22 protein-coding genes are annotated in these 24,189 nt (G+C 59.5%); 6 read left to right on the forward strand and 16 right to left on the reverse strand.

Going from position 1 to position 24,189, the window contains the following annotated elements; translation table 11 throughout:
* Positions 1–199 precede the first annotated feature (199 nt).
* Positions 200–1,156, forward strand: coding sequence for a patatin-like phospholipase family protein (locus HB376_RS08870; RefSeq protein ID WP_255631244.1), 957 nt, complete (start codon positions 200–202; stop codon positions 1,154–1,156).
* 40 nt (positions 1,157–1,196) lie between these two features.
* Here the strand turns inward: HB376_RS08870 and HB376_RS08875 are convergent, their stop codons facing one another.
* The 8 genes from HB376_RS08875 to HB376_RS08910 form a co-directional block, all read right to left on the reverse strand.
* Positions 1,197–2,378, reverse strand: a complete 1,182-nt coding sequence (locus tag HB376_RS08875) for a cytochrome c (protein ID WP_255631258.1) — start codon at positions 2,376–2,378, stop codon at positions 1,197–1,199.
* A gap of 63 nt (positions 2,379–2,441) precedes the next feature.
* Complete coding sequence (locus HB376_RS08880) at positions 2,442–3,014, reverse strand: (2Fe-2S)-binding protein (RefSeq protein WP_255631259.1); 573 nt, start codon at positions 3,012–3,014, stop codon at positions 2,442–2,444.
* Between the two features lie 29 nt (positions 3,015–3,043).
* Positions 3,044–5,890: a molybdopterin cofactor-binding domain-containing protein gene (locus HB376_RS08885; protein ID WP_213763180.1), complete on the reverse strand. Its 2,847-nt coding sequence runs from the start codon at positions 5,888–5,890 to the stop codon at positions 3,044–3,046.
* Positions 5,891–6,516: 626 nt separating this feature from the next.
* On the reverse strand, positions 6,517–7,212 hold the full coding sequence (locus HB376_RS08890) for a C40 family peptidase (RefSeq protein ID WP_213763181.1): 696 nt from the start codon (positions 7,210–7,212) through the stop codon (positions 6,517–6,519).
* Between the two features lie 136 nt (positions 7,213–7,348).
* Positions 7,349–8,947 (reverse strand): dipeptide ABC transporter ATP-binding protein, encoded by a 1,599-nt coding sequence (locus HB376_RS08895; protein ID WP_213763183.1) that lies wholly within the window; start codon positions 8,945–8,947, stop codon positions 7,349–7,351.
* Entirely contained in the window at positions 8,944–10,050 is a 1,107-nt protein-coding gene (locus HB376_RS08900; protein WP_255631245.1) for an ABC transporter permease, read from the reverse strand. Before HB376_RS08900 ends, HB376_RS08895 begins: the two co-directional genes overlap by 4 nt.
* 1 nt (position 10,051) lies before the next feature.
* Entirely contained in the window at positions 10,052–11,086 is a 1,035-nt protein-coding gene (locus tag HB376_RS08905) for an ABC transporter permease subunit (RefSeq protein WP_213763185.1), read from the reverse strand.
* A gap of 35 nt (positions 11,087–11,121) precedes the next feature.
* Positions 11,122–13,086 carry an extracellular solute-binding protein gene (locus HB376_RS08910; protein ID WP_255631246.1) on the reverse strand — a complete coding sequence of 655 codons (1,965 nt, stop codon included), beginning with the start codon at positions 13,084–13,086 and terminating at the stop codon, positions 11,122–11,124.
* 151 nt (positions 13,087–13,237) lie between these two features.
* On the opposite strand from HB376_RS08910, the gene fabI reads away from it, so the two are divergent.
* Positions 13,238–14,035 (forward strand): enoyl-ACP reductase FabI, encoded by a 798-nt coding sequence (fabI, locus tag HB376_RS08915; protein WP_213763187.1) that lies wholly within the window; start codon positions 13,238–13,240, stop codon positions 14,033–14,035.
* A 105-nt stretch (positions 14,036–14,140) separates the two neighbouring features.
* Here the strand turns inward: fabI and HB376_RS08920 are convergent, their stop codons facing one another.
* Together HB376_RS08920 and HB376_RS08925 are read right to left on the reverse strand one after the other, a co-directional pair.
* Entirely contained in the window at positions 14,141–14,536 is a 396-nt protein-coding gene (locus tag HB376_RS08920; protein ID WP_346730469.1) for a hypothetical protein, read from the reverse strand.
* Between the two features lie 273 nt (positions 14,537–14,809).
* A complete protein-coding gene (locus HB376_RS08925; protein WP_213763190.1) occupies positions 14,810–15,130 on the reverse strand; it encodes a hypothetical protein in 321 nt (106 codons plus the stop codon).
* Between the two features lie 370 nt (positions 15,131–15,500).
* Between HB376_RS08925 and HB376_RS08930 the strand changes: the two genes are divergently transcribed.
* A complete protein-coding gene (locus tag HB376_RS08930) occupies positions 15,501–15,881 on the forward strand; it encodes a single-stranded DNA-binding protein (RefSeq protein WP_213763192.1) in 381 nt (126 codons plus the stop codon).
* 81 nt (positions 15,882–15,962) lie between these two features.
* On the opposite strand, the gene HB376_RS08935 is transcribed toward HB376_RS08930, so the two are convergent.
* Positions 15,963–16,688: a nuclear transport factor 2 family protein gene (locus HB376_RS08935; protein ID WP_213763193.1), complete on the reverse strand. Its 726-nt coding sequence runs from the start codon at positions 16,686–16,688 to the stop codon at positions 15,963–15,965.
* Between the two features lie 141 nt (positions 16,689–16,829).
* Between HB376_RS08935 and HB376_RS08940 the strand changes: the two genes are divergently transcribed.
* Positions 16,830–17,618: a helix-turn-helix transcriptional regulator gene (locus tag HB376_RS08940; RefSeq protein ID WP_213763195.1), complete on the forward strand. Its 789-nt coding sequence runs from the start codon at positions 16,830–16,832 to the stop codon at positions 17,616–17,618.
* 378 nt (positions 17,619–17,996) lie between these two features.
* On the opposite strand, the gene HB376_RS08945 is transcribed toward HB376_RS08940, so the two are convergent.
* The 3 genes from HB376_RS08945 to HB376_RS08955 all read right to left on the reverse strand — a co-directional run bounded on the left by HB376_RS08945 (position 17,997) and on the right by HB376_RS08955 (position 21,622).
* Positions 17,997–18,347 (reverse strand): hypothetical protein, encoded by a 351-nt coding sequence (locus HB376_RS08945; protein WP_213763197.1) that lies wholly within the window; start codon positions 18,345–18,347, stop codon positions 17,997–17,999.
* Between the two features lie 12 nt (positions 18,348–18,359).
* A complete protein-coding gene (locus HB376_RS08950) occupies positions 18,360–19,286 on the reverse strand; it encodes a hypothetical protein (RefSeq protein ID WP_213763542.1) in 927 nt (308 codons plus the stop codon).
* 1,079 nt (positions 19,287–20,365) lie between these two features.
* Positions 20,366–21,622, reverse strand: a complete 1,257-nt coding sequence (locus tag HB376_RS08955; RefSeq protein ID WP_213763198.1) for a Shedu immune nuclease family protein — start codon at positions 21,620–21,622, stop codon at positions 20,366–20,368.
* Between the two features lie 182 nt (positions 21,623–21,804).
* Here HB376_RS08955 and HB376_RS08960 point away from each other — a divergent pair, with 182 nt between their 5' ends.
* A complete protein-coding gene (locus tag HB376_RS08960; RefSeq protein WP_213763200.1) occupies positions 21,805–22,035 on the forward strand; it encodes a hypothetical protein in 231 nt (76 codons plus the stop codon).
* A gap of 126 nt (positions 22,036–22,161) precedes the next feature.
* Here the strand turns inward: HB376_RS08960 and HB376_RS08965 are convergent, their stop codons facing one another.
* Both HB376_RS08965 and HB376_RS08970 read right to left on the reverse strand, forming a co-directional pair.
* The gene (locus tag HB376_RS08965) at positions 22,162–23,076 is read right to left on the reverse strand and encodes an NADP-dependent oxidoreductase (protein ID WP_213763201.1); all 915 of its coding nucleotides are present in this window, start codon (positions 23,074–23,076) and stop codon (positions 22,162–22,164) included.
* A 9-nt stretch (positions 23,077–23,085) separates the two neighbouring features.
* A complete protein-coding gene (locus tag HB376_RS08970) occupies positions 23,086–23,559 on the reverse strand; it encodes a nuclear transport factor 2 family protein (protein ID WP_213763203.1) in 474 nt (157 codons plus the stop codon).
* 107 nt (positions 23,560–23,666) lie between these two features.
* On the opposite strand from HB376_RS08970, the gene HB376_RS08975 reads away from it, so the two are divergent.
* Complete coding sequence (locus HB376_RS08975) at positions 23,667–24,125, forward strand: Rrf2 family transcriptional regulator (RefSeq protein ID WP_213763204.1); 459 nt, start codon at positions 23,667–23,669, stop codon at positions 24,123–24,125.
* Positions 24,126–24,189 lie beyond the last annotated feature (64 nt).

The following is a 24,189-nucleotide window of genomic DNA, read 5'->3' on the forward strand; positions in this document are numbered from 1 at the left end:
CGGCGCGTCTTCTGGACGAACCTGGCGAGCGGTCGAAACGAGTGTCAATTATACCCGCCGGCGCTTTTGGCCCGCTTTCGGGGGTCATCATGTTTTATCATATGCGCCGTCACCGGATGGCTTGACCGGGCAGCTATCCACACTGCCAGCGCCGCCTCCACGCTCCACGCTCGTCCCCGCTGCATCGCAGGAGAACTCCTTGAAAACATTGCCGCCCTCGCCTTCGTCGCTGCCTCAGTTGTCGCGGCGCGCGTTCTCTCTTGGCTGCGCATCCGCCGTGCTAACGGCGTGCACCACGACGACCCGCTCCACCACAGCAGTCACCCCGCCCGCGTCGCCAGTGCCGGCCGCCAGCACGCCCCAGCGGCCCGTGCGGATCGGCCTTGCACTGGGCGGCGGCGCGGCCCGGGGGTTTGCTCACATCGGCGTAATCAAGGCGCTCGAAGCGCGTAACCTGAAGGTGGACTTGCTGAGCGGTACCAGCGCGGGCTCGGTGATCGCGGCGTTATCGGCGTCGGGAATGAACGGCATTGCCATCAACAAGCTCGCGCTGACCATGGATGAAGCGTCGATCAGCGACTGGGCGATGCCATTCCGCACGCGCGGTTTCCTGCAGGGCGTCGCGTTGCAGAACTATCTGAACAAGACGCTCGACAACCGGCCGATCGAAAAGATGGCGAAACCGCTCGGCATTGTCGCGACGGACCTGAAGACCGGCCAGCCAATCCTGTTCCAGCGGGGGAACACCGGCATTGCCGTGCGCGCGTCGTGCAGCGTGCCGTCCATCTTCGAGCCAGTGAAGATCGGCGGTCATGAGTATGTGGATGGCGGCCTGGTGAGCCCGGTGCCGGCGGCGTTCGCGCGCAAGATGGGCGCGGATTTTGTGATCGCGGTGGATATTTCGGCGCGCCCTGAGACGGGGTTGACGCAAAGCTCCTTCGACGTCCTGATGCAGACCTTCACGATCATGGGCCAGACCATCAAGGCGTACGAACTCGATAAATACGCCGACTTCGTCATCCGCCCGAACCTTGCCGCCATGAGCGGCAGCGACTTCGGCCAGCGCAACGCAGCGATCCTGGCCGGCGAGGAAGCCGTCGCAAAGATCTGGCCGGAACTGCAGCGGCAAATGGCGGCAAAAGGCGCTACCGTTTGAATCAACGGTAGCGCCTTTCGCCCTTGTAAAACCAGGCGGCTTAGCGCAACGACTTGACGCGTGCCGCCGATACATCCCCCGGCTGGCCGCCCCAACCTGAGCGCAGGTAGTTGGCGAGGTTCGCGAGTTCATCGTCGGTGAGCGTGGCGGCGAATCCGGGCATTGCCTGCATGCTTTCCGTTCCGGCGAACTCGGCGGCAGCCACGCCATCGAGCATCGCAACGATCAGGTTATGTGAATCGGCCTGACGCAACGTCGAACTCCCTTGCATCGATACCGCGACGTGAGGCTTGCCCTGCCCCTCGAGCCCATGACACCCCGCACATACGGCGACATAGCTCGCCCGGCCGGTTGCCACTTGCGCGGCATCGGCGGAACCCGGTTGAACCGGCGTGGGTGGAAGCGGTGCGTCGCCGAGCAGATAGGTCGACAGCGCGCGCAGATCACCCGGGCTCAAGTGCTGGCTGCTCAGCATCACGACCGGATGCATCTCGCCGAACGCCGAGCCCTGGCGGCTGATTCCCGTTGCGAAGAATGTCTGCAAATCGGCGCCGGTCCAGCCACGCGCGGCGAGCCCCGCGGGCGTGATATCCGGCGGCACGACACGACCGAGCATCGATCCTTGCAAGGTCTTCGCACCGTTCATCTCCCCAAACACGCCACGCGGCGTGTGGCATTCGGCGCAGTGACCCAGCGCATTGGCGAGATATCGTCCGCGGATCCAGTCAGCCGAACTTCCCGCCGATGCATCCGGCAACTTGTCCTTGAGGAACAGGATGTTCCAGAACATCACCGCAAACCGCACGTTGAACGGGAACATCAACTCGGGATCCCGGTTCGGCACGGCGGCCGGCTTTTGCGCCATCAGATATGCATAGATGGCGTCGCTGTCGGCGCGGGACATCGTCCGGTAAGACGTGTAAGGCATTGCCGGATAGAGATGCTTGTCAGGCGCCACACCGTCGTGCAAGGTCTTGTAGAACTGCTCAGCACTCCACTTGCCGATGCCATTTACAGGGTCCGGCGTAATGTTCGTGCCATAAAAGGTACCGAACGGCGACCCGAGCTTCACGCCGCCGGCAAACGGCGCACTGCCGGGGATCGTGTGACAGGCGGCGCAATCGGCCGCTTTCGCAAGATAATTGCCCCGCGCGATCTGCTCGGCGGCCGTTTCATGCGTGGGGGCTGCAGTTTCATCGGAACGGTCGCTGCATGCGGACAGCGCCGCGACGCATAGCGCAACCGACAGCGCAACCGCGCCCGAGGCGAAAGGAAATTGCCCGGTTCATGCGGAATCCTTAACAAGTCCAGGCGTATTCAGCACGACGTCCTTGACCGCTTCGTAGTAACGCACGTAGCCGGTGCAGCGGCAGATGTGGTCGTCGAGTGCTTTCGTGATCTCCTGCTCCACCGACTCCCTGGCAATCGGCTCGCGTTTTAGCCGCTCGATCAGCACCGTCGCCGCATTGACGAATCCCGGCGTGCAATACCCGCACTGGAAGCTGAAGTGTTCGAGGAATTTCTGCTGCACCGGCGAGAGTTCGACCACCTCGCCTTGCTCGTTACGTTTGGCGTGGCCTTCGATGGTCCGCACCTTTTTGCCATCGAAGAAATGCGCGCCCGTGATGCATGAGCGCACTTCTTCGCTCGATCCGTCCGGCTTGTCGAGAATCACCACGCACGCGTGGCAGACGCCCTGCCCGCAGCCAAGCCGCGAGCCGGTCAAACCCACGTACTCATGCAGGAAATCGATCATCATGAGCCCATCAGGGGTCTGGATCGGCCCCACGGCAGCACCGTTGATCGTCAGCGAAATGGGCTTCATCTGGATCAAAGGCTGGTGCAAGGGCTGAGGCATGAGCGGTGTCGGAGTTGGGTTGGCAGCGGTCATGCGAGCGCCTCCTGAATGTTTTGCGGTTTCACCGGCAAGTCGTTGAATCGATGCCCGATAGCGTGCGCGATACCGTTGACGATGGCGCCGACGACCGGAATCATCACCACCTCCGCAATGCCCTTCGGCGGATCGGTCTCGGACAGCGGCGGCAGCACTTCGCCGGTCTGGGCCCAGACAGCGACATCGCTTGCGCGCGGCACGTGATAGCGATTGAAGTTCCAGGTACCGTTGCCGGGACCCTCTTCGTAGAGCGGCAGATACTCATGCAGCGCATGTCCAATACCCATCGCCAGTCCGCCTTGCAACTGACCTGAGACGAGTTGCGGCGAAAGCATGTTGCCGCACTCCATGATCGAGTGATGCGAGAGCAGGCTGACACGGCCGCTCCCTTCGTTCACCGTGAGTTCGACAAGCGTTCCGACCGCGCTGTAGTAGGTGACCGCCGCGTTGTTACGACTGACCGGCGCGATGAACACACGCTTGCGATCGAGCGCCCGATAAACGGGCTGGACCGGCGCAGCGTGGGTCTTGCTGGTGTTGGTCTTGCTGGCGTCGGTCTTGCCCGCGCCGTGAAGCAGCGACAGGCCGTCGATGGGCAGACGCTCGGTCACGCCATCAATGTTGAATTCCGCCTCGCTCCATTGCCATCGATTGAACACATGCACGATCGCGCCCGTGACGAGCCCGAGGTCATGCGCTTTTCTCGCGACCTGTTCGAGCGACAGTGGCTCAAGACCTGCCGCCGTCAGCTTGCCGTCCACCCAGCGCGCATCTTCACGACGCACGGTGAGCGGTGCAGCCTGACCACCGCCTATGCCACTGCTCCATAGCGCCATCGCCGCCGGCCACAAACCGTGCGTGAAGACCACGCGTCCCGCTTCGTAGGTGCTATGCGTGAAATAGAAAGCTGAATTCGTCGCGCTCGATGGCGATATCAAACTCGGCGACCAGCGCGGATTAGCCGACAGCTTGTCCTGCTCGCCCTGCGACATCAGGTATGGGTCGCCACTGGTCACGACCGGCAACTCGGGCCAGTCGACAATCGCCATGCGCACTTCGGCGGCCGGCTTGCCGAGCCACTTCGCGCACGCGATTGCTTGCGATGTAGACACGCCCGTGCCAATTTCCGCGGCCGTATGATGCAGCGTGATCTTGCCGTCGGCCGCGATTTCAACCTTCGCGAACGACGCCTCCGCACCCGTGCCAAAGTCTTTCTGCACGCACGCGAAGCCGACACCGTAGCGGTTGCCAGGATGCGCCAGTTCATACTCCGCTTTCTTCTGCACGCGACCGGTCCAGAGCGGGTGAACCTTGGCCTTCTGGAGGACTTCATCGACACGAATCGCGCCGGCGGGAATCGCGCCCTGGGTATTTTTCATGCCCGAGCGCAGCGCGTTCTTCAGCCGTAAGTCGATAGCATCGACTCCAAGCTGCGTCGCAACTTCGTCGATCAGCATCTCGGTCGCGACCATGGTCTGCAGCGTGCCGTAACCGCGTGCGGAGCCGGCGTCGATCGCGCGTGAAGCGATCGCCACGCCGGTCAGGTCGCTCTTCGGGAAGTAGTAGATCGACTGCGCGGCGGATGCGCCCACCATGGCCACCGATGGCGAAAAGTTGCAGCGCCCGCCGCCGTCGACTTCGAGCTCGGCCTTGAACGACTGCAGGAGGTTCGTTTTCTTATCGATCGCAATTCGATAACGCATCTTCGACGCATGGCGTTTTATCGATGTCTGGAATTGCTCATAGCGGTCAAATGCAAGGCGTACCGGACGGCCGTCGCCATACATGGCCGCCAGCAGTCCGTAGAACGGAACCGTGAAGTGATCCTTGGACCCGTAGCCGACCGTATAGACCGGATGCACGAACAGGTTCTTCACCGGGAAGCGGCACTTCGCCGCCATGCCGGCAGCGCTTTCGGCGACCTCGTTCGGCCCTTGCGTCGGCACGACCATATGCAGCGATTGCGTTGCCGCGTCGTACCAGCAGTTCGTGTTGTCGGCTTCGAGCGCGGCGGTATCGATGGATTGCGTACTGTAGTTGCGCTCCAGCACAAGCCAGTCCGCGGGCGGATGGTCGAGTTCGCCCTGCATGTTTTGCGCATGGAACATGCCCTGCTCATCCAGCTTGCCGTCCTGCCGCCCCGCCGCCCACACAGGCTCGTGCTTGCGCATCGCGCTTGGGAACAGCATGCTGTCCTTCAAGCTCGAGAACGTGTCCTCGTCATAGGCCGTCGCCCCCCCGACGCGCACAAAGCGGAACGTGCCCCACGGATCGCGTTCAAGCGGTCCGGTCTTCTCGCCGTAGCGGATGATTTCATCGCGGAACTGCAGCTTGTCTTTGGCGAACCGGAAGCGTGCGAAATCGTGATAGATCAGCATGGCCACGGCCTGGCCCAGATAAGCTGGCGTCTTGCCGGGCGGCAGCAGCATGTCGTCGCCATAGAAAGCGGGAAATGCGAGACCGTCGCGGGCAAGCTCCGCAGCCGTGACAATCCGGTCCGGCTGAAGGTCGTCGCCAAGCAAGCTCAGGTCGAAACCCTCATACGTCCGGTCGGCCTGCGTCGTGCGCAGCATGAACGCGTGCGATTGCTGGTTCGGCCAGTGCGGCATGTCGGCCGCACGCACGTCGCGCGCAAATACCTTTGCCCCCGTGACCTTCGCGATCCCGTCGATACGAAACTTCGCGCGGCCGCTCGTTGTATCCCACTGAATCGGCGTCAGGATTTTTTCTTCAAATAACGCAGCGAATGCGCGACTGCCGAGCGGCGCAATAATGACGGTCAATCCCGCAATTGCACTCGCCTTCAAAAAACCACGACGCGATCGGTCGAGTTCTCTCATAGTCCTCTCCTTGAATGATCGGCTGAGAGCTTCAAGCCACGCTGCTTCGGGTTTCGGTTTTTATTTTGCATTCCGAAATTATTACCTTGTTCGTATAACCGCTTGATCCGGTGCGTGATGACGAAAGACGACGATGAGATATCGGAGTATCCCCGATCGTAATCGCACTTCAGGTTCTTCAACGTACAAGGATTTGCACCAGCCTGTTTCAATGTTTGGCTGGCTTTTTCAGGCTTTGCCTTGAGCAGGGTTCTTGTCGCTGCGGAGCGCCCGGCACTACCCCGGGAAGGTTGGCGATTGTAAGTGCCAAGCTTGCCTGCAGGCAGCGTTCGGCATGTAAAGTTTTGTGCTTGGCAGGGATTGGCGAGGCGAGCGGAAATCCGTTGTGACGTGTGGCGTCAATGTCACTCGGAAGCATCCGAATGTACGAGGGTTTAGACCGGGTCCTGGCGAAATACGCGGTGGGTTGCCTGAATCTGAAGTGGCAGTCCGGCGACGTGGCGAAGGTCAACCATCAGCAACACACACAATCCCCGCGGGAACGACAAAAGCCCGCCCTTTTTTGAAAGGCAGGCTTTTGTACACCGTACCGGTTACCAGCAACCGGTCAGATGAGTGACGACGACTTAGTTGCCGTTGTTACCAATCGTGGCGCTGACACGCTGACGTAGATCGACACCGTCAATCGGGAAGGTCGCTTCAACACGCCGAGCGCCCGTGTAGCGCTTTTCCCAATAACTGTTGTCCATGTCGTCCACACGGATCGTGCTGCCCGTGGACGGCGAGTGAACAAACTTGTTGTCGCCGATATAAATCCCGACGTGCGAGAACGAGCGGCGCATTGTGTTGAAAAACACGAGGTCACCCGGCTTCAGCTCGCTCACGCGAACTTTTTCGCCAACCCGGCTCATCTCTTCCGCACGCCGCGGCAAGGTCATGCCCAACGTGTCCTGGAACACGTAGCGCACGAAACCGCTGCAATCGAGACCGGAATCCGGGGTATTTCCACCCCAGCGATAGCGCACGCCGATCATATTGAGCGCGCCGACTACTACGTCGCCCGCCTTGCTCGCCATGCCGGAAAGAAAAGAACGCGTGCCGCTGGATGGGTTACTTGTCACATTACCCGAGACATTGCCAGAGTCAGCGACGGGATAAATGTCGTTAGCTGCTTTGGCCGACGCGGAGATGCCATTGCTGGCGTTTTGGCTTGAATTGTTGACTTCGTCGGCGAACGCACCGAAAGTTGCTGTCATCATCAGGCCGATCAACATGCTGGCTGCTGCACGCGCGCATGTTTGAGTCAAAGTTAATTGCTGCATCGGTCGGTAGTTTTGGGTGAAAAAGTCTGAAAAATCAGTGTCATGCGGAAAAGTTGGCTTGATACTAGCCAGATATTATTTACATGTCAAAAGGCATAGAAAAATACAATTGAGATACGCACCTAATTGGTGAAAATTAGGCCGCGATCGCGGCTTTCAGTAACTTTCTTGTGTATTCGTGGGACGGCGTCGCAAAAATATTCTCCACATCACCGGTTTCCACGATAGTTCCGTTCTGCATGACTACAACCCGGTGCGCCATCGCGCCGATCACCTCCAGGTCATGGCTGATGAACACATAGCCCAGGTTGTACTTCCGTTGTATATCGGCAAGTAGACGCAAAACTTGATACTGAATTGACACATCGAGTGCACTGGTCGGTTCATCGAGGATCAGGATGCGCGGTTCGAGCACCAGCGCGCGGGCGATTGCAATACGTTGGCGCTGACCGCCGGAGAACTCGTGCGGGTATCGATTCAACGCCGTACGGTCTATTCCGACTTCGCGCAGAACGGCCACCACCTTGGCGTGCCGCGCGGCAGCATCGAGTTCCGGACGATGCAGCCCAAGCCCCTCGCCTACGATCCGCTCAATCGTCTGGCGCGGCGACAGCGAGCTATAGGGGTCCTGAAACACCACCTGCATATTTGATCGCAACACGGTTTTTTCACGGCCACGATAGTCGGCAAGCAAGCGCCCTTGAAACTCCACCTTCCCGTGTGACGTGCGCTGCAAACCCAGCAGCGCCATCGCCAAAGTGGACTTTCCCGACCCCGACTCACCGACGATACCCAACGTTTCACCCTGCCGCACCGTCACGGAAACGCGATCCACCGCCTTGAACGCGCCGCGCCGGAACCAGCCGCCCACGCCTGGCGTCTTCGTGGCGAATTCCACGGATACCTCTTGCGCGTCGAGCAATACGGGCGACAGCGGCAGCACCGGCAACACCGTGCGCTCCGGCCTGCTCGCAAGCAAACGTACCGTATAGGGATGCTGCGGCGACGCGAATATGTCCTTCACCGTACCGCTTTCCACCAGCACGCCCTGCTCCATCACCGCCACGCGCTGCGCGAATTTACGCACGAGGTTGAGATCGTGCGTGATCAGCAACACGGCCATACCGCGGGAAGCGGCTTCGTCGCGTTGCAATTCCAGCAGCAATTCCACGATCTGCGCGCGGATGGTCACGTCGAGCGCGGTCGTGGGTTCGTCGGCGAGCAGCAGACGCGGGCGGCACGCGAGCGCCATTGCAATCATCGCGCGCTGGCGTTGTCCGCCCGAGAGTTGATGCGGATATCGGTCGATGCGCTTTTCCGGATCCGTGATCCCCGTGCGCGCGAGCAGGTCAATCGCTCGCCGGCGGGCGTCGCGAGCGGACACGCCATCGTGCAGCTGAATCGTCTCCGCGATCTGGTCGCCGATGGTGTACAGCGGGTTGAGCGCGGTCATCGGCTCCTGGAAGATCATCGCGATGTCCGAGCCCCGCAGCTTGCGCATCGCGGGTTCGCTTTTGGTGAGCAACTCCTCGCCGTCCAGGCGAATCGACCCGCTCAGCTCGGCGTCGCGCAAAAGCCGCAGGATAGACAGCGCCGTCACGCTTTTGCCCGATCCCGACTCGCCGACCAGCGCCACGCGTTCGCCGGCTTCAATCTTGAGGCTCACGCCATCGACGGCCATGGTCTCGCCAAAGCGCACCCGCAGATCCGTGATTTCCAGCAACGGAGCGCTCATTGACCGCCTCCGGCTTTGACGGCGTCGGAGATGCGCGTGTCCAGCGCGTTACGCAGCGCATCGCCCATGAACGTGAGCAGCAACAGGGTCGCGACCAGTACGCCGAAAGTGGACAGCGAGATCCACCACGCGTCGAGATTCGCCTTGCCTTGCGCGAGCAATTCTCCAAGCGATGGCGTGGGCGGCGGCACGCCCAGGCCCAGGAAATCAAGGCTGGTCAGCGCAAGGATCGCCCCGCTCATACGAAATGGCAGGAAGGTGATAACGGGCGTGAGGCTGTTCGGCAGGATGTGACGCCAGATGATCTGGGCGTTGGACAGACCCATCGCCCGCGCCGCCCGCACGTAATCCTGCGTGCGGTTGCGCAGGAACTCCGCGCGCACATAGTCCGATAACCCGATCCATCCGAACAACGACAACAGCACGACGAGCAGCAGCAAACTCGGCTCGAAGATGGACGCGAAAATGATCAGCAGATACAACTCCGGCAACGCACTCCAGATTTCGATCAGGCGTTGTCCGGTGAGGTCCGTACGGCCGCCGAAGTAGCCTTGAACCGCGCCGGCCAGCAGGCCGAGCACGGTGCCTATCGCCGTCAGGACCAGCGCGAAGATGACCGAGACGCGAAAGCCATAGAGCAATCGGGCGAACACATCGCGGCCGCGATCGTCGGTGCCGAGCCAGTTTTCACGCGATGGCGGCGCCGGGTTCGAGGCCTTCGAAAAATAGTTGAGCGTGTCGTAGTAGTAGTGGTTCGGCGGATAAACGGCGAAGTTGCTGCCCTCGCTGAAACGGTCGCGAATATACGGATCGAGGTAATCGGCGGGCGTCGGAAAGTCGCCGCCGAACGTGGTCTCGGCGTACGTCTTGACCAGCGGGAAATAAAGCTGCCCCTGATAACGGACGACCAATGGTTTGTCATTGGACCACAGCGGTCCCGCGAGACTGATTGCGAACGCGATCACGAAAATCACCAGGCTCCAGTAGCCGAGCCGGTTGCGCTTGAAACGTTGCCAGACGCGTTGTCCCGGCGTGATCGAAACCGGCACGCTGAGCGGCTGGGCGTCGCCGTCTTGAGGCGTACGGAGCAGGGAACGGTTCAACTCAACGCTCCAGTTGTTCGAATTGAATGCGCGGATCGACCCAGACGTAGCAGAGGTCAGAGATCAGCTTGGTGGCAAGCCCGATCAGCGTGAACAGATATAGCGTACCGAGCACGACCGGATAATCGCGCCGCACGACGGACTCGTACGAAAGCAGGCCGAGGCCATCGAGTGAAAAAAGCGTTTCTATCAGCAAACTGCCCGTAAAGAACGCTCCGATGAACGCGCCCGGAAAACCCACGATCAGCGGCAACAACGCGTTGCGGAACACGTGCTTCCACAGCACCCTTCTCTCCGACAACCCCTTGGCGCGCGCCGTCAGCACATACTGTTTGCGGATTTCATCGAGGAATGCGTTCTTGGTCAGCATGGTGACGACCGCGAAGCTGCCGACCACCGACGCAATGATCGGCAACGTGATATGCCACAAGTAGTCGGCTATCTTGCCGCCGAGGCTCAACGTTGCCCAGTTGTCGGAGGTGAGGTTGCGCAGCGGAAACAGTTGCCAGAACGACCCGCCGCCGAACAGCACGAGAAGCAGCACACCGAGCACGAAGCCGGGAATGGCGAAGCCGACGAGCACGAGCAGGCTGGTGGTGAAATCGAAGGTGGAACCGTTGCGCACCGCCTTCGCAATCCCGAGCGGCACCGAAATCAGGTAAGTGAGAAAGAACGTCCACACGCCAATGCTGATCGACACCGGCAGCTTCGACACAATCAACGACCACACGCTTTGATGGCGAAAATAGCTGTCGCCGAGATCGAAACGGGCGAAGCGTCCGAGCATCAGCCAGTAGCGTTCGAGCGGCGGTTTATCGAAGCCGTAGAGCGCGCGAAGTTGCGCGACTTGCTGCGCATCCACGCCCGTGTGCATGCGCATGCCGAAGCTCGTGCCTTGCTCGCCGCGCCGCAATTCGTGCACGGCTTGCTCGACCGGTCCGCCCGGCACGAACTGGATCACGGCGAACGTCAGCGTGAGGACACCGAGCAAGGTCGGGATCATCAGCAAAATGCGTTTCAGGATGTAGCTCCACATGGGCGCGGTCCGCTTGAGTGATTAAGTGCGTGGATTTACTTCGCGGCCGTGGCCGACGCAGAGGCCGACGCGGCGGCAGGCGGCTTGAACCACCATGTCGATGTGATCCAGTCTTCGGCGGTGTAATACAGCGGCAAGGTCGCCGGATACGCGAGCGTGTTTCGATACGCCACCCTATGCGACGCCGTGTACCAATGCGGGATCACATAGTAGCCATGCATCAGGACGCGGTCGAGCGCATGGGTGGCATCGAGGAGTTGCTCGCGGGTCTGGGCGCCAAGCAAGGTGTGCACGATCGAATCCACGGCCGGCGACTTCAGCCCGTTCATGTTATCCGAGCCCTGCTGATCCGCGGACTTGCTGCCGAAACGCGTCTCCTGTTCGGTGCCGGGAATCTGCACGTCGGGCATGCGCAGGCTGGTCATGTCGAAGTCGAACGCGTCGAGCCGCTTCTGGATCAGCGCAAAGTCAACCGTACGAAAATTCGCGACAATCCCGAGCTTCTGCAAGTTGCGCTGGAACGTGGCGACGACAGGTTCCATCGACGATCCGCTGGCCGAGTCGTCGAGAATCTCGAAGACGAACGGCTCGCCCTTCGCGTTGCGCAACGCACCGTCCCTATACGTCCAGCCCGCGTCAGCCAGCAGCTTGCGCGCCGTGATCAGGTTCGCGCGCAATGAGCCGGGTGGATCGGTGTCGGGCTGCTTCACCACGTCGCCGAACACGGCGGGATCGAGTTGCGCGCGTAACGGCGAGAGAATTGCGAGTTCGCCCGCGCTTGGCTTGCCCGTCGCTTGCAGGTCGGTGTTTGCAAAGAAGCTGTCGGTGCGCGTGTATTGGTTAAAAAACAGTTGCCGGTTCAGCCACTGGAAGTCGAACGCAAGATCGAGCGCCTGGCGCACGCGCACGTCCTGGAAGATCGGCCGGCGCAGGTTGATGAAAAACCCCTGCATGCCCGTGCCGTTGTGATTGCGAAATTCGCGCTTGATCAGCTCACCGTTATCAAAACGTTTGCCAATGTCGCGACGTACCCAGTTGCGCGCAATATATTCGACCAGCGCGTCGTACTCGCCGGCCTTGAACGCCTCGAGCCGCGCGACGCCATCCGAATAGAGCTTGTACGTAATGCGTTCGAAGTTAAACGTTCCCACGCGCACCGGCAACGCATTGCCCCAATAGGCCGGATCGCGCTTTAAGGTAATCGTGCGGCCGTTGTCATATTGTTCGATGAGATACGGACCGCTTGCTATCGGCTTCTGAAACGCGAGTTGATCGAAGGGAACGTGGCTGCCGTCGGGCTTCATGCCCCACTTGCGCGAAAACACCGGAATCGCGCCCGCGATAAACGGCATCTCCCGCGTGCGCTCCCTGAAGTCGAAACGAATGGTCAGCGGGTCAAGGATGACCGCGCGCGAAATCTGGCCGAAATACACCGCGTATTGCGGCGCGGCCTGCGGGCTTTTCAGCGTATCGAATGAGTATTTCACGTCTTCGGCGGTGACGGGATCGCCATTCGAAAAATGCGCCTTGGGATTGATGTGGAACGTGGCAGAGAGGCCGTCGGGCGCGATGCTGATGTCGTCGGCGAGAAGCCCGTAAGCCGTCGATACTTCGTCAAGACTGCCGGTTGTCAAACTCTCGAACATATAACCGAGCCCGGGCGCGGCGTTGCCGCGCTGGGTAAACGGGTTGAATTTGTCGAAGCTCGTGAGCCGGTTCGGATTCGCCAGAACCAGCGTGCCGCCGCGGGGTGCGTCCGGATTGACGTAGTCGAAGTGCTTGAAGCCGGCGGGATATTTCGGCTCGCCATACTGCGCGATGGCGTACACGGCCAATGCCGCTTTCGGTACCGCGAGCCCGCCAAAACCGATCAGCAAGCTGCCAAACAGAAGACCGAGGACCCGTCGGGAGCCAGTTGCCATGAGTGCCTTTATGAATACCAGTGAAACGATGATCGGAAAAACACCCAGCCGTTCAGAGCCGGCTGAGGGGCTGCTCATGGCCTGCTCAAAGCGCCCCAAGCGCAGCGGGCCTTAAGCGATGTGAGAGAATTCTACTAAAACCACTGTCCCGGGCATTGTAACGACGTGCGCACGGCTTGCGCGCGCCCGGTCCGGCGCATGTGCACTATCGACTTCTTAAGGAGCATTCATGGGATTTCTCGCTGGAAAACGGATTCTGCTGACGGGCTTGTTATCGAACCGCTCGATTGCCTATGGCATCGCGGCGGCTTGCAAGCGCGAAGGCGCCGAACTCGCCTTCACCTACGTGGGTGACCGTTTCAAGGACCGCATTACCGAGTTCGCGACCGAATTCGGCAGCGATCTCGTGTTTCCGTGCGACGTGGGTAGCGACGAGGAAATCGACGCGCTCTTCGTCTCGCTGAAAGAACGCTGGGGCACGCTCGACGGCCTCGTGCATTCCATCGGCTTTGCGCCGCGCGAGGCAATCTCGGGGAATTTCCTCGACGGCATGACGCGCGAGAACTTCCGCATCGCCCACGATATTTCCGCGTACAGCTTCCCGGCACTCGCCAAAGCGGCGCAATCCATGCTCTCCCCGGATGCGTCGTTGCTCACGCTGAGCTATCTCGGCGCCGAACGCGCGATCCCGAACTACAACACAATGGGCCTGGCGAAGGCATCGCTTGAGGCAAGCGTGCGGTATCTGGCGGTGTCGCTTGGGGACAAGGGCGTGCGCGTGAACGGCATCTCGGCGGGGCCGATCAAGACGCTGGCAGCAAGCGGCATCAAGAGCTTCGGCAAGATTCTCGAGTTCGTGGAAAACAATGCACCGTTGCGGCGCAACGTGAGCATCGATCAGGTCGGCAATGTGGCGGCGTTCCTGTTGTCGGATCTGGCTGGCGGCGTAAGTGCCGAGATCATCCACGTCGATGGCGGTTTTAATGCCGTGGTCGGCGGGATGACCGCGCAGGCGGTCTCGGAATAACGATCCGATAACGGCGGCTCTCCGCGGCTCTCCTTTGCCGCCGATAAAATCAAAAGCCGTCCCGCTTGCGCGGGACGGCTTTTTTAATGCGTCTGACCACGGTGTTTAATTGTGATGGTCGCCGTGACCGCCATTCCCGCCATGGTTGTAGTTGCCACCGTGATTGTAGTTGCCACCGTGGCCGCCGTATCCCGGGCCGCCATGACCGTAGTTCGGCCGGCCACCGTTGTGCCGATACCACTCGTCACGTCCCCAATAGCGATGGCCGTCATAGTAACGATTACCGTACCAGCCGATCACGATCTGCGGCTGCACGTACACCGGAGCCGGTTGATAAATGACGGGCGGTGGCGGTGGCGCGTAATAAGGCTGCGGCGCGACGTAAACCGGAGCAGGAATACCGATGTTGATCCCCAGCCGCACGCCGCTGGCGTGGGCAAAACCAGACATCGTGACGAGGCACAAACCAGCAATGCCAGTCAGAATCCGGATGCTTTTTATCTCATTCATGTAGCGCGCCTTTGAGCATCATTGTTCAGGTGGTAGCGAATATAGCGGATCGCCTTCAATCCGGTACTTCGACTTTGTAAGTGGTTCTTCGGCGCAGAGGTATCGTCTGCTGAAAGCTTACTCTTTGTTACATCATGAAAAACGGGGAATCAGGGTAGCACTGGACGGACGGCTGGCGGGATGCTGAAAAACCAAAGGCCACCCGGTTTTCGCCGGATGGCCTTTGGGCCAGCTACCTGACGGCTGCTGTATTACGGCTGGTATTTAGTACCCGCGATGGTCGTAATGCGGGCCGCCGTGATAACGGTACCAGTCGTTACGGTTCCAGTAACGGCGGCCGTCCCAGTAACGATCGCCGTGCCAACCGATTACCACGACCGGCGCTGCAGCATACACCGGTGGCGGCGGTGCGTAGACGACCGGCGGCGGCGGCGGTGCGTAGACCGGCTGCGGCGCAACGTACACCGGCGCGGGCACGCCGATATTGATACCAAGACGCACTTGGGCCATCGCCGCGCCGGACATTCCGAGCGCTCCGATTGCAATCGCGCCGGCAAAAATGGAAGTCTTCAGTTTGTTGTTCATTTGAAGTGCACCTCAACGGAGTAGGTTTGTTGATTAAATCTTAGCCGAACGAGCCGGCCTAGATGTTTCAAGTTGGTAACTCAGAATTACGATCGCCAACAGGGTGTGACACAACATTTCCTTAGCTGATTTGGCGGCCCCTCATCTCTCGTCGCGGAGGCTCGCTGGGATTGGGCACGCGCCGCGAGCAGTTCGAAGCGCGCGATAGAATCGGACTAGTAAAGCACGTATCGTTCTACCGTTCATCAATCACCGTAGCCCGCTACGAACCGCAGGCCAAGGCCGCCCGATTTAAATCCCGCCTGACCCGTGCAACCGCGAAACGTCTGCTCGCGAGTGAGACAATTGCTGAATTTTGGAGAGGCACATCATGATCGACGGTCTGGTTTCCGGACGTCTCTACGGCACGGCGCAAGTGCGTACGGGTCAGCACGGCACGCATTTCGTGACATGCCGGGTTCGCGCCTCGGCCGGCGACGGCGAGAGCCTGTTCGTGAACGTGATTGCCTTCGACGACACCGTCAAGGACGCGCTCCAGGCGCTCGATGACGGCGACAGCGTATCGCTTGCCGGCGCACTCACGCCGAAGACCTGGACGGACAAGCAAGGTAACGCGAAACCCGCGCTGGATATGGTCGTGCACGCTGTACTGACGGCGTACCACGTGCAGCGCAAACGCCGGGCTGTACGCGGTGAAACGGGACCAGCGGACCTGCAAGGCCCCGATGACCTGGACGACGACGAAGTCTGAGTTCGCTTGGGCGCTCGCGCCGGCATGTCGGCCGAGCGAAGCGCCCTATTCGATCGAAGAAAAACGGGGGCACCGATCCCGCTAGCGGTTCAATTCATGAATCAGCGGATGGTCGCAGTAGATCCGGTTCTCATAAACCTGGCCGTTGCTGTGACGCACGCAGTCGACCCCTTCGAAGCGCAGCGGCACATCGCCGTGCGTCCCCGTGGCAATCCATCGGATGAAGACTGTATCGCCGCGACTCGCGTGGTCGGCGACTTCCAGCCTGAAATCCGGAACGTGGCGCAACAGTTCGTGCAGCGGCCGCACATAGGCCTCCACGCCCTTCAACGGCGCGTGCAATCCCGGCCAATATCCTTCGATATCCACCGCCAGTTCATCGCTCGGCCGGTTGAAGTCCGGCGCGGCCCAGAACGCGGCGTACTTTTCCACGCACCATGCCGGGCCCATCAGGGTGCTATCGAGAAAACCGGTAATGCCGGCAAACCGTCCGTCGAAGGAAAATTCGCCAACGTCCGTCCCGCTCGCCAGTTGCCGGCCAGTGGCATCGATCAGACGCCAACTGAAGCGGACCATCGCGCCCGTTGCATCAATCCCACCAACCCGCTCGAACCTCAACCCAGGCATCTGCGACTGAAACGCGCCGATCATCTCGGCGAATCCTTTCGGGCCGGTGCTGCTCATCATCGGGTCGGTGTAGCGCGCGCCGTCGAGCAAAACCCGCTCTGCGAGCGCGTTCCGTCGCGACGAATCTGTCTCGTTCCATGTATCGATATAGCGACCCACCAGAACGTCATGCTCAGTCATGATTCTCTCCTTCGATAGTCTTCGGGGCTATGGCCGGACTGGATTGGCGCGGCCTGGGAGCAATCATCGGGACGAGCATGTCGTGCGTCGATTACCTGGCGGGTAATGGAACGGCGTGCGGTGGTTTGATAAGGTACGGCCATGAACACACTGACTGCGACGGCTGTGGGTATCGGTATCGGCCCAATGATCAGGCACTGGCGCGAACGACGGCGCATGAGCCAGCTTTATCTGGCCAGCGAAGCGGAGATTTCGAGCCGGCATCTGAGTTTTATCGAAACGGGGCGTGCCGCGCCGAGCCGCGCGATGGTGCTGCGGCTGGCTGAGTACCTTGAGGTGCCGCTGCGTGAACGTAATGAGTTGCTGACCGCGGCGGGGTTCGCGCCAGTGTTCCGGGAACGCGCGCTCACAGATCAATCAATGCAGCCCGCGCGAACCGCAGTCGAGCAGATATTGAAGGGGCACGAACCGTATCCGGCGCTGGCTATCGATCGGCATTGGAACCTGGTGTCGGCGAATGGTGCGGTGGCTGCGCTTATCGCCGATGCTGATCCGTCTTTGCTCGAACCACCGGTGAATGTGTTGCGCTTGAGTCTGCATCCGCAGGGGTTGGCGTCGAAGATCGCGAATCTCGGGCAATGGCGCGCGCATTTACTTGAACGGCTGGAGCGTCAGATCGCACTCACGGCGGATTTGGAGTTGAGCGCATTGCGCGATGAGTTGAAGCGATATCCGGGGGGATCCGGTTGGAATGACGCGGGCGAATCTTCTATCGTGATCCCATTCGTGTTGAGCACGGCTGCGGGACCGTTGTCGTTCATCAGTACAACGATGATGTTCGGTACGCCGATTGATATCACGTTGTCGGAGCTGGCGATCGAGTTGTTCTTCCCGGCGGATGAAGCGACGGCGGCTGCGTTCAGACGGTGACGACTGACGCTTAAGCGGCTTTGGGTGTGCACGCCCGGACGAGCTGGAGTAACTTTCGGAATGGCCTTCGCACGAAGTTGCCACATGTCGCATTTAACTTGCATCGCAACCAGCCGAGCGCGGATGGTTCCGTTGTCGACTGCTCGATCCTCGCAGCGATCTCAGAACTGAAAGCGGCGTGCTCGTTCATAACGCCTAAGAAGGTTGCGTGAGACACACCGAGTTGTTCGCCTGTGCTCATCGTAAGGCCCAAGGCTGGAACTGACGATGCCGACCACCACCGTCGATGATCCGTTGCACCATCCGCGAGAATGAAACAGCAACGGCAGACCAAAGGCGCGCTTACTCGCGTCACTCCTGAAGGTGGAGATGGCTAAATTACGTCGATTCGATTCGCAGGGACCCGAATTCAACAACTATCTCGGCGCCTACCGTTGCCGCGACTAGCGCGAGATGCTTCGGTTGTTTGTCGGAGAAGCGGTCAGATTGGTTGAGCGCTCTCAACGCTTTCTCATAGCACGGTGTCCCGGGTTCCAAAAATTTTATGTCATAGACGATATTGAGAAGCCCGTAATGCTCTATAACGCATCGGGTTGTCCCGACAAAAGTTACAGTAGCGCGTCGCTCGTCCAATTTAAGACCGACTGTCAAACTATCTCCGTCATCAGTAACAGCGAGGATATCGATGTACCAGTCGTGAAGAAACGTAAATGCCTTGAGGTCATCCATGATTGCCGCGCATCAGTAAGGTAAGAGAGAAAAGGCGTTGCCTTTATCACGGATGTTGCCGTCCCAGTTGTGGGCATGCGGTGCACCGAATCCATGATCATGATCGAAGTCGAAATCGACTGCTGCGTTTCCAATGCCATCATAGAGCCGCATCTGTTTGCTTCCGGACGGATTCTCAACCCACGCACTGGCGAGACCTCCCGTTCGGGGCAACCATGCGAGCTGACGAACTTCCGTTGACGAGCCGGTTTCGGACCCGTATCCAAACGGCATACCTCCGAGTGATGTTGTCATGCCAGCAGAGCTATCGTCGCCTGCGACAACATTCACACGGTCAAAGCCAACGCCGGTCATGTCAGGCAGACTGTACTTGCTGATCCAGCCTGCTCGGGCGAATACAGGCAACGAGAGTGCTGGCGCGGCCAAGATTGCCGCGTGCATGAATTGCGTGTTCATGCTGTCGTTCATCGACTGGATTTCCGACCACGGTATTGGATCGGCATTCATCTTTTCGAGTTGCGCCTGATATCGTTCCTTGGTCGCCTTGTACTTCGGCACGTCATAGTCCGAAACACGCCGAAACGACGGGTCGGCGTTCTTCGATGCTCCTGTAGCGCCGCCGCTGCGCATCGGTTTTTCAGGAATAACTACGACGCTACCACCCCGCACCATCTCCATTAGAGCCTGGACAACATCCGAATCCGAGCCGCTCTTTGCAAGGCGATCATGCCAGTGGAAATTCTTGCCAAGAAACTCGCGCACCCGTTTGAGCAAGCCTGCGTCCTTGGCCCATATGTAGGAGTCCGCACCTAGGGCGTATTTTTTGCCTGCTTCGATGGCTTGCGTTTCTTCCGGACTTGGAAAGACACTGGGCGCATAGTCCTTCTTCCGATACAGCACGTAGCTGTGCCATGAATCCGTTTTCAGTTCTGTTGCCATGTTTGCCCGGTTTCGAAATCCATCAGCCGCCTGAAGCAATCCTTGTGTTTGCATAAGAACGGAGCATCGTTTTTAACAATGCAGAATCTTTCTAACAATGTCGATCCGAAGGCGTGACATTTGACTAAAAATTACAAGCATGAAGGACGCGAATCGCCCCGGATACGCGGCTCAAGACAGTTCAGATATGCGTGCCGCAGGATCGCACGTACTAACGCGTTTAATTGTCCAATGGGGACGGCTCGGCATATTTCTTCTACTTCGTTCGCCGGAACCCGCACCACAATGCCGCTGCCACCGGTACCGATAAACGACCTGGTAAGCTTGGACGGTTGCGCAACTGTGGTTCTCTCACGGCTTCGTCATCGCGACGTCGTAAGGCAAACCTCGCAATTCGCTGTGTAAGTAAGGGATTGGACGCTCAGACTCAGGCATAGCAGAACCGCACGGCGTCATTCGGACATCAACAGAATAAGGAGACGCTGTATCGCACGGAAACTGAGTCGGCATTGCGACATCGGCGGGATCGGTCAAACGATGGGCAGAAAAAACAAAAACCCCGCAAGTCGTTAGACCTACGGGGTTTTGCATTCTTCTGGCGGAGACGGAGGGGTTCGATATTGCCCGGAAACCAGCGTCGGGTTTGACTCCCGGTCTTGGAGCACAACCTCACCCCCGCTCCTACCCCTACATCGAGACAGAGACAATTTTTCACATCATAGAATATTCGGCCACAACGGAACCACAGTGACCAACCCAAATCGACTCGCGCGGAATCGCAATCATCGCTATACGATCCGCCAGTCGATCGCATCGGGTACCCCGCGCTATCCCGTAGCGAGATCCACTATGCCGCACGCTCCGCAGGAAGCTGAGGAATATGGAAGCGCTGAATGCACCGAAGGACCCTGATCGACCGAACCGAAAGGTCGGGGCTTGCTCAGCGAACGACCGGTATTTAGCGCAACCGGTCGCACGGCTGAGGGGCCTTCCAGCTTGCCGTTTCGTCTCCAATCCGGCCATTGAATCTCTGACGTCCAGCCGTGGCGGCTGGGAGTTACAGCCGGCAAGTTTAGGCCTCAGAGCCCAGCGCGCTGCTTGTTCAGTACCGCTTCGAGGCGCCGCAGCAGATCATCGTAGGTAACGATATCGGCTATGTGCTTATAGTGCCGTCTTGTGACCTCGAAGTCGCCACGTTGGTCCGGCGTCATGTCGGCATCGCGGCCCATGATCACGAGGCCGCTAGGGTTCACCACGCGGATCTTGAATCCAAGCGGCAGCCGCGATGCGTAGCGTTTGGTCAGCGTATCTTCGCCCTTCTGGCCCCACCGGGTCAGGTGCAGCAGGTACTTCTCGACTTGAATAACCGCGCCAGACAGCTCTCGCATCGGTACGTGGTTCTTGCGATAGCGCCGCGGAGTGACCATGGCCTCTCCGAATGGCTGCTTTATCTCAACTACGTCGATGTTGCCTGATGCATCCAGCAGCAGGATGTCCAGAATCCGATAGCTGCCGCTATCAAAATCCTTGACCCGCACGCCAGTAAACGCCTCTATGTACTTGGGGTTCAGCAGGCAAATGATCTTAACGATCTCGGCCTGCCATTGCGCTTCCTTGTATTCATTCGGCTTGGTCAACATCCTCTTGAGGTGCGCAAGCAGGTATTCAAACTTGCGCACGTCCGCTTCACGAAAGGGCGCCGCGAGATCCTTTGGCGTGCTCTTGACCTTTCGTGAAACTGTCTTTCTAAGCTGTTCCTCGCCGTCAATCTCTGCGTCCGTGTATTCGCGAATTACCCCGCTGATCCGTGCAATAACGTATCGCTTCAGCTCGTGCGTCGTCGGAAACTGGGCGATGAGCTTTTCGAACTCGGCTACGGGAATCGCATCTGGCTCTGGCCCGCCGATCACGATACGGCTCATCTTTAGCTGGGCTACGACGCCTAGAATGGATGTCTTTCTCTCGGCGCAAAACCATTTCCAGGTAGGTCGCGCCTGGCGGTGCCACAGCACCGAGACTCCAACGGGCAACGCCTCTGCGTTGAACCAAAAGTAGTCACCCTTTGCCGATGCGATGACGAAGTCCATCCGATCCTCGCCACCCAGGTCGAAGTCGAATTCGTCCGGGTCGGTTCTAGGCTCCCAACCATCGATCTCGGTCCACTCATCGACGTCGTCCTTGACAAGGATATGGCGCGTAAGGCGGAACGTGCCCTTGACGGTGACGTCGTCGCCTACTTTGAATTTCCTGTAGACCCATTGCGTGCCGTCGTGCGGTCGGTAGATCAGATGGAGCTTGTTGCCGATAGCTTTGAATTCGATCGCAGGTTTTTTCATAGGGTAAGAGTAGCATCAGCCGCCGACGGATCCTGCAAGCGCCGAGCACTGGTCTCCGACCTTATGGGCTGGTGTCAAAGCACTATCATCTAGGCAAAGACCCGCCCCGTAGAAGTGATCCAGCTCAATGCGATGCCATCTCAGTAGTAGCTGTCGTTGTGGTCCATCTGCCCCAGCACGGAATGGATTCCAACCGGCAGCATGAACGCGCTGTCCATGACTTCGGAGAGGTGCCTTATCCGACAACGTATGCCAAAGACCACGCCGTGACATCGTCAGCGAGCCTGTACAAGCTGGCGACGGAACTGAACTTAGCCGGCGGCGCAGTGGCGACCGGTGCCTGGATTTTTGTGCATGACAACAGCTCGCCTGCCATCGACGCATCGATACATACCAGTGTGATTGATGATTGAAGGTTGGTCGGGCATCCCAGTCTTCGATTTCGGCACCTTCGATCCTCAACACGGACATTCTGGTCTGACCTCGCCACCCGTACCGTTTTGCCTCGGGACAAGGCGAAGGAACGCCGCGGGTGTTCGTTATGGCACCAGGACGATCTTTCCAGCTCTGCGCCGACTGGAGAGTGCGCGCTGGGCATTTGCAGCGTCGTGGAGCGGGAACACCTGTGCGACGATCACGCGGAGTGTGCCCTCGTCCATAAGCTGCGCGAGGCGCCTCAGGATATCGGGGTCCTGGCGTGCAAAGACGGTGACGATCCCGGGTCCCGCATCCGCCACCGAGCAGACGCGTGCGTTCGCACGATTCACCGCCGTGGTCGCGAGCAGCGTTCCGCGTCCGACGCAGTCGAGCACCGCTGTGATACCTTCCGGCACGATTTGTCGGACTCGTCCAACCAGGCCCTCGCCATATTCGACAGGCTCAACACCGAACGTCCGAAGCACATCGTGATTGCTCACGGCCGCGGTGCCAATGACACGTGCGCCCGCATTCCGGGCGAGCTGGGCTGCCAACAAGCCAACACCACCACTGGCGCCGTGGATCAGCACAACGTCTTGTGACGTGACCGCCAGTGTCTGGACGATAGCTCGATAGGCCGTGAGTCCCGCCAGCGGCAAACCGGCAGATTCTTCCCATGACGCCCTGGCGGGCTTTCGCACCACAGCATAGACAGGCACGGCGATCAGTTCGGCGTAGCCGCCGTGATGCAGAATTTCCTCGCGGACGTAGGACATCACCTCATCGCCCGGGGAAAACTCCTTGACGCCGGGGCCGACGGTCTCGATGACGCCGGCGACATCCCATCCGGGTATAACGGGAAACCATACGGGCATATGGGAGTCGCCGAGTCCGGCCTGCAGCGCGACGTCCGCAGGATTAAGCGCAGCAGCTTTGATACGAATCAGGACGCTGTTCTGGCTCAGTTTGGGATCGGGGACCTCACGATAGTCGAGCACGTCGGGTCCACCATATCGGTCATAAACGATTGCTTTCATCGCCGGACCTCAAAACGCTGCCGGCAGATCAAGAATGATCTGGAGGGTCTCGATCATCCAGCGACCGTCAACCTTTTTCAAAGTGGGGCGATAGTAGCCGGACTCGATCGGCGTCACCGTCCCTTGTGCCCCCGACGCGCCTTGCGGCCAGCCACCCTCGGGCTTCAAGTCTCCGACAACGTTATAGACGATGAACTGCGCATCGAGCGTCGCAGTATCGCCATCGACGTCGACGTCGATGATCGCGTCATGTGTGGTGTGATGGCTCCAGCCCCTTGGCGGGTGAGGTTTCATCATGTTTGTGACGGCATCGGCAATGGCCTCGCGCCCAAAGAGTTCGCCCAGCGGTTCCGGGGTACCTGCGTCGTTGTAGAAGATCTTCACTCGGCCTTCGGGGAGGAACAATTCGGCCATCGCCGTCCCGTTTCGCTGGTCGGCCGCGCGAACGTAGCGGGCCAGAACCTTCGCGATGTCGTAGTCCACTGACATGGTTTCCTTCATCCTATAAAATGCGCCTATGAAAAGCATATATGGGTTGAGCAATAAGTGCAACATTGAAAAGCGCATATAATGCTGCAAAGGAGATTCCCGTGATCGATGTCCGGTTTGCAACAGCCCTGCAACTGATGTTGGGCCTCACGTTGGCGAGGTCCGTGTGCGCCGAACCCGTCAGCTCGACGCGCCTGGCCGAGGGCGTGGGGTCACATCCCACCTTCGTCCGGCGCCTGCTTGTGCCTTTAATCGAAACCGGACTGGTCACTTCCAGCATGGGCCGCGCCGGGGGGCTGGCGTTGGGAAGAGCCTCGGAAGAGATCACGCTTTGCGACATCTACGACGCAGTGATGGGGGAGAAGGAACTGTGGTCGCCGCGCAGCGACTATCCTCATCAGTGTCTCGTCAGTTCGAACTTCAGTGCTTTCTTCGGCAATCTTGCTGCCGAGGTGGACACTCACGTGCGAGCAGCACTCGCATGCCAGACGCTGGCCGACAGTTTCGCCATGTTGGGCAAGCTGGATCAAGAGCGTGTATCCGCGACCATGGGTATCTGATCGTGGCCAATTTCTTCAAGGAAGCATCAAGAGTGCTCTTTACGATTCTTCCGGCGCCGATACA

The sequence above is a fragment of the Caballeronia sp. dw_19 genome, assembly GCF_018449515.1.
GTDB lineage: Bacteria > Pseudomonadota > Gammaproteobacteria > Burkholderiales > Burkholderiaceae > Caballeronia.

Excerpts from the sequence above, each read along its gene's own strand:
- HB376_RS08880 (WP_255631259.1), bottom strand. The coding sequence starts at position 3,014 with ATGCCTCAGCCCTTGCACCAGCCTTTGATCCAGATGAAGCCCATTTCG.
- HB376_RS08885 (WP_213763180.1), bottom strand. The coding sequence starts at position 5,890 with ATGAGAGAACTCGACCGATCGCGTCGTGGTTTTTTGAAGGCGAGTGCA.
- HB376_RS08890 (WP_213763181.1), bottom strand. The coding sequence starts at position 7,212 with ATGCAGCAATTAACTTTGACTCAAACATGCGCGCGTGCAGCAGCCAGC.
- HB376_RS08895 (WP_213763183.1), bottom strand. The coding sequence starts at position 8,947 with ATGAGCGCTCCGTTGCTGGAAATCACGGATCTGCGGGTGCGCTTTGGC.
- HB376_RS08905 (WP_213763185.1), bottom strand. The coding sequence starts at position 11,086 with ATGTGGAGCTACATCCTGAAACGCATTTTGCTGATGATCCCGACCTTG.
- HB376_RS08910 (WP_255631246.1), bottom strand. The coding sequence starts at position 13,086 with ATGAGCAGCCCCTCAGCCGGCTCTGAACGGCTGGGTGTTTTTCCGATC.
- fabI (WP_213763187.1), top strand. The coding sequence starts at position 13,238 with ATGGGATTTCTCGCTGGAAAACGGATTCTGCTGACGGGCTTGTTATCG.
- HB376_RS08925 (WP_213763190.1), bottom strand. The coding sequence starts at position 15,130 with ATGAACAACAAACTGAAGACTTCCATTTTTGCCGGCGCGATTGCAATC.
- HB376_RS08930 (WP_213763192.1), top strand. The coding sequence starts at position 15,501 with ATGATCGACGGTCTGGTTTCCGGACGTCTCTACGGCACGGCGCAAGTG.
- HB376_RS08935 (WP_213763193.1), bottom strand. The coding sequence starts at position 16,688 with ATGACTGAGCATGACGTTCTGGTGGGTCGCTATATCGATACATGGAAC.
- HB376_RS08940 (WP_213763195.1), top strand. The coding sequence starts at position 16,830 with ATGAACACACTGACTGCGACGGCTGTGGGTATCGGTATCGGCCCAATG.
- HB376_RS08945 (WP_213763197.1), bottom strand. The coding sequence starts at position 18,347 with ATGGATGACCTCAAGGCATTTACGTTTCTTCACGACTGGTACATCGAT.
- HB376_RS08950 (WP_213763542.1), bottom strand. The coding sequence starts at position 19,286 with ATGGCAACAGAACTGAAAACGGATTCATGGCACAGCTACGTGCTGTAT.
- HB376_RS08955 (WP_213763198.1), bottom strand. The coding sequence starts at position 21,622 with ATGAAAAAACCTGCGATCGAATTCAAAGCTATCGGCAACAAGCTCCAT.
- HB376_RS08960 (WP_213763200.1), top strand. The coding sequence starts at position 21,805 with ATGGATTCCAACCGGCAGCATGAACGCGCTGTCCATGACTTCGGAGAG.
- HB376_RS08965 (WP_213763201.1), bottom strand. The coding sequence starts at position 23,076 with ATGAAAGCAATCGTTTATGACCGATATGGTGGACCCGACGTGCTCGAC.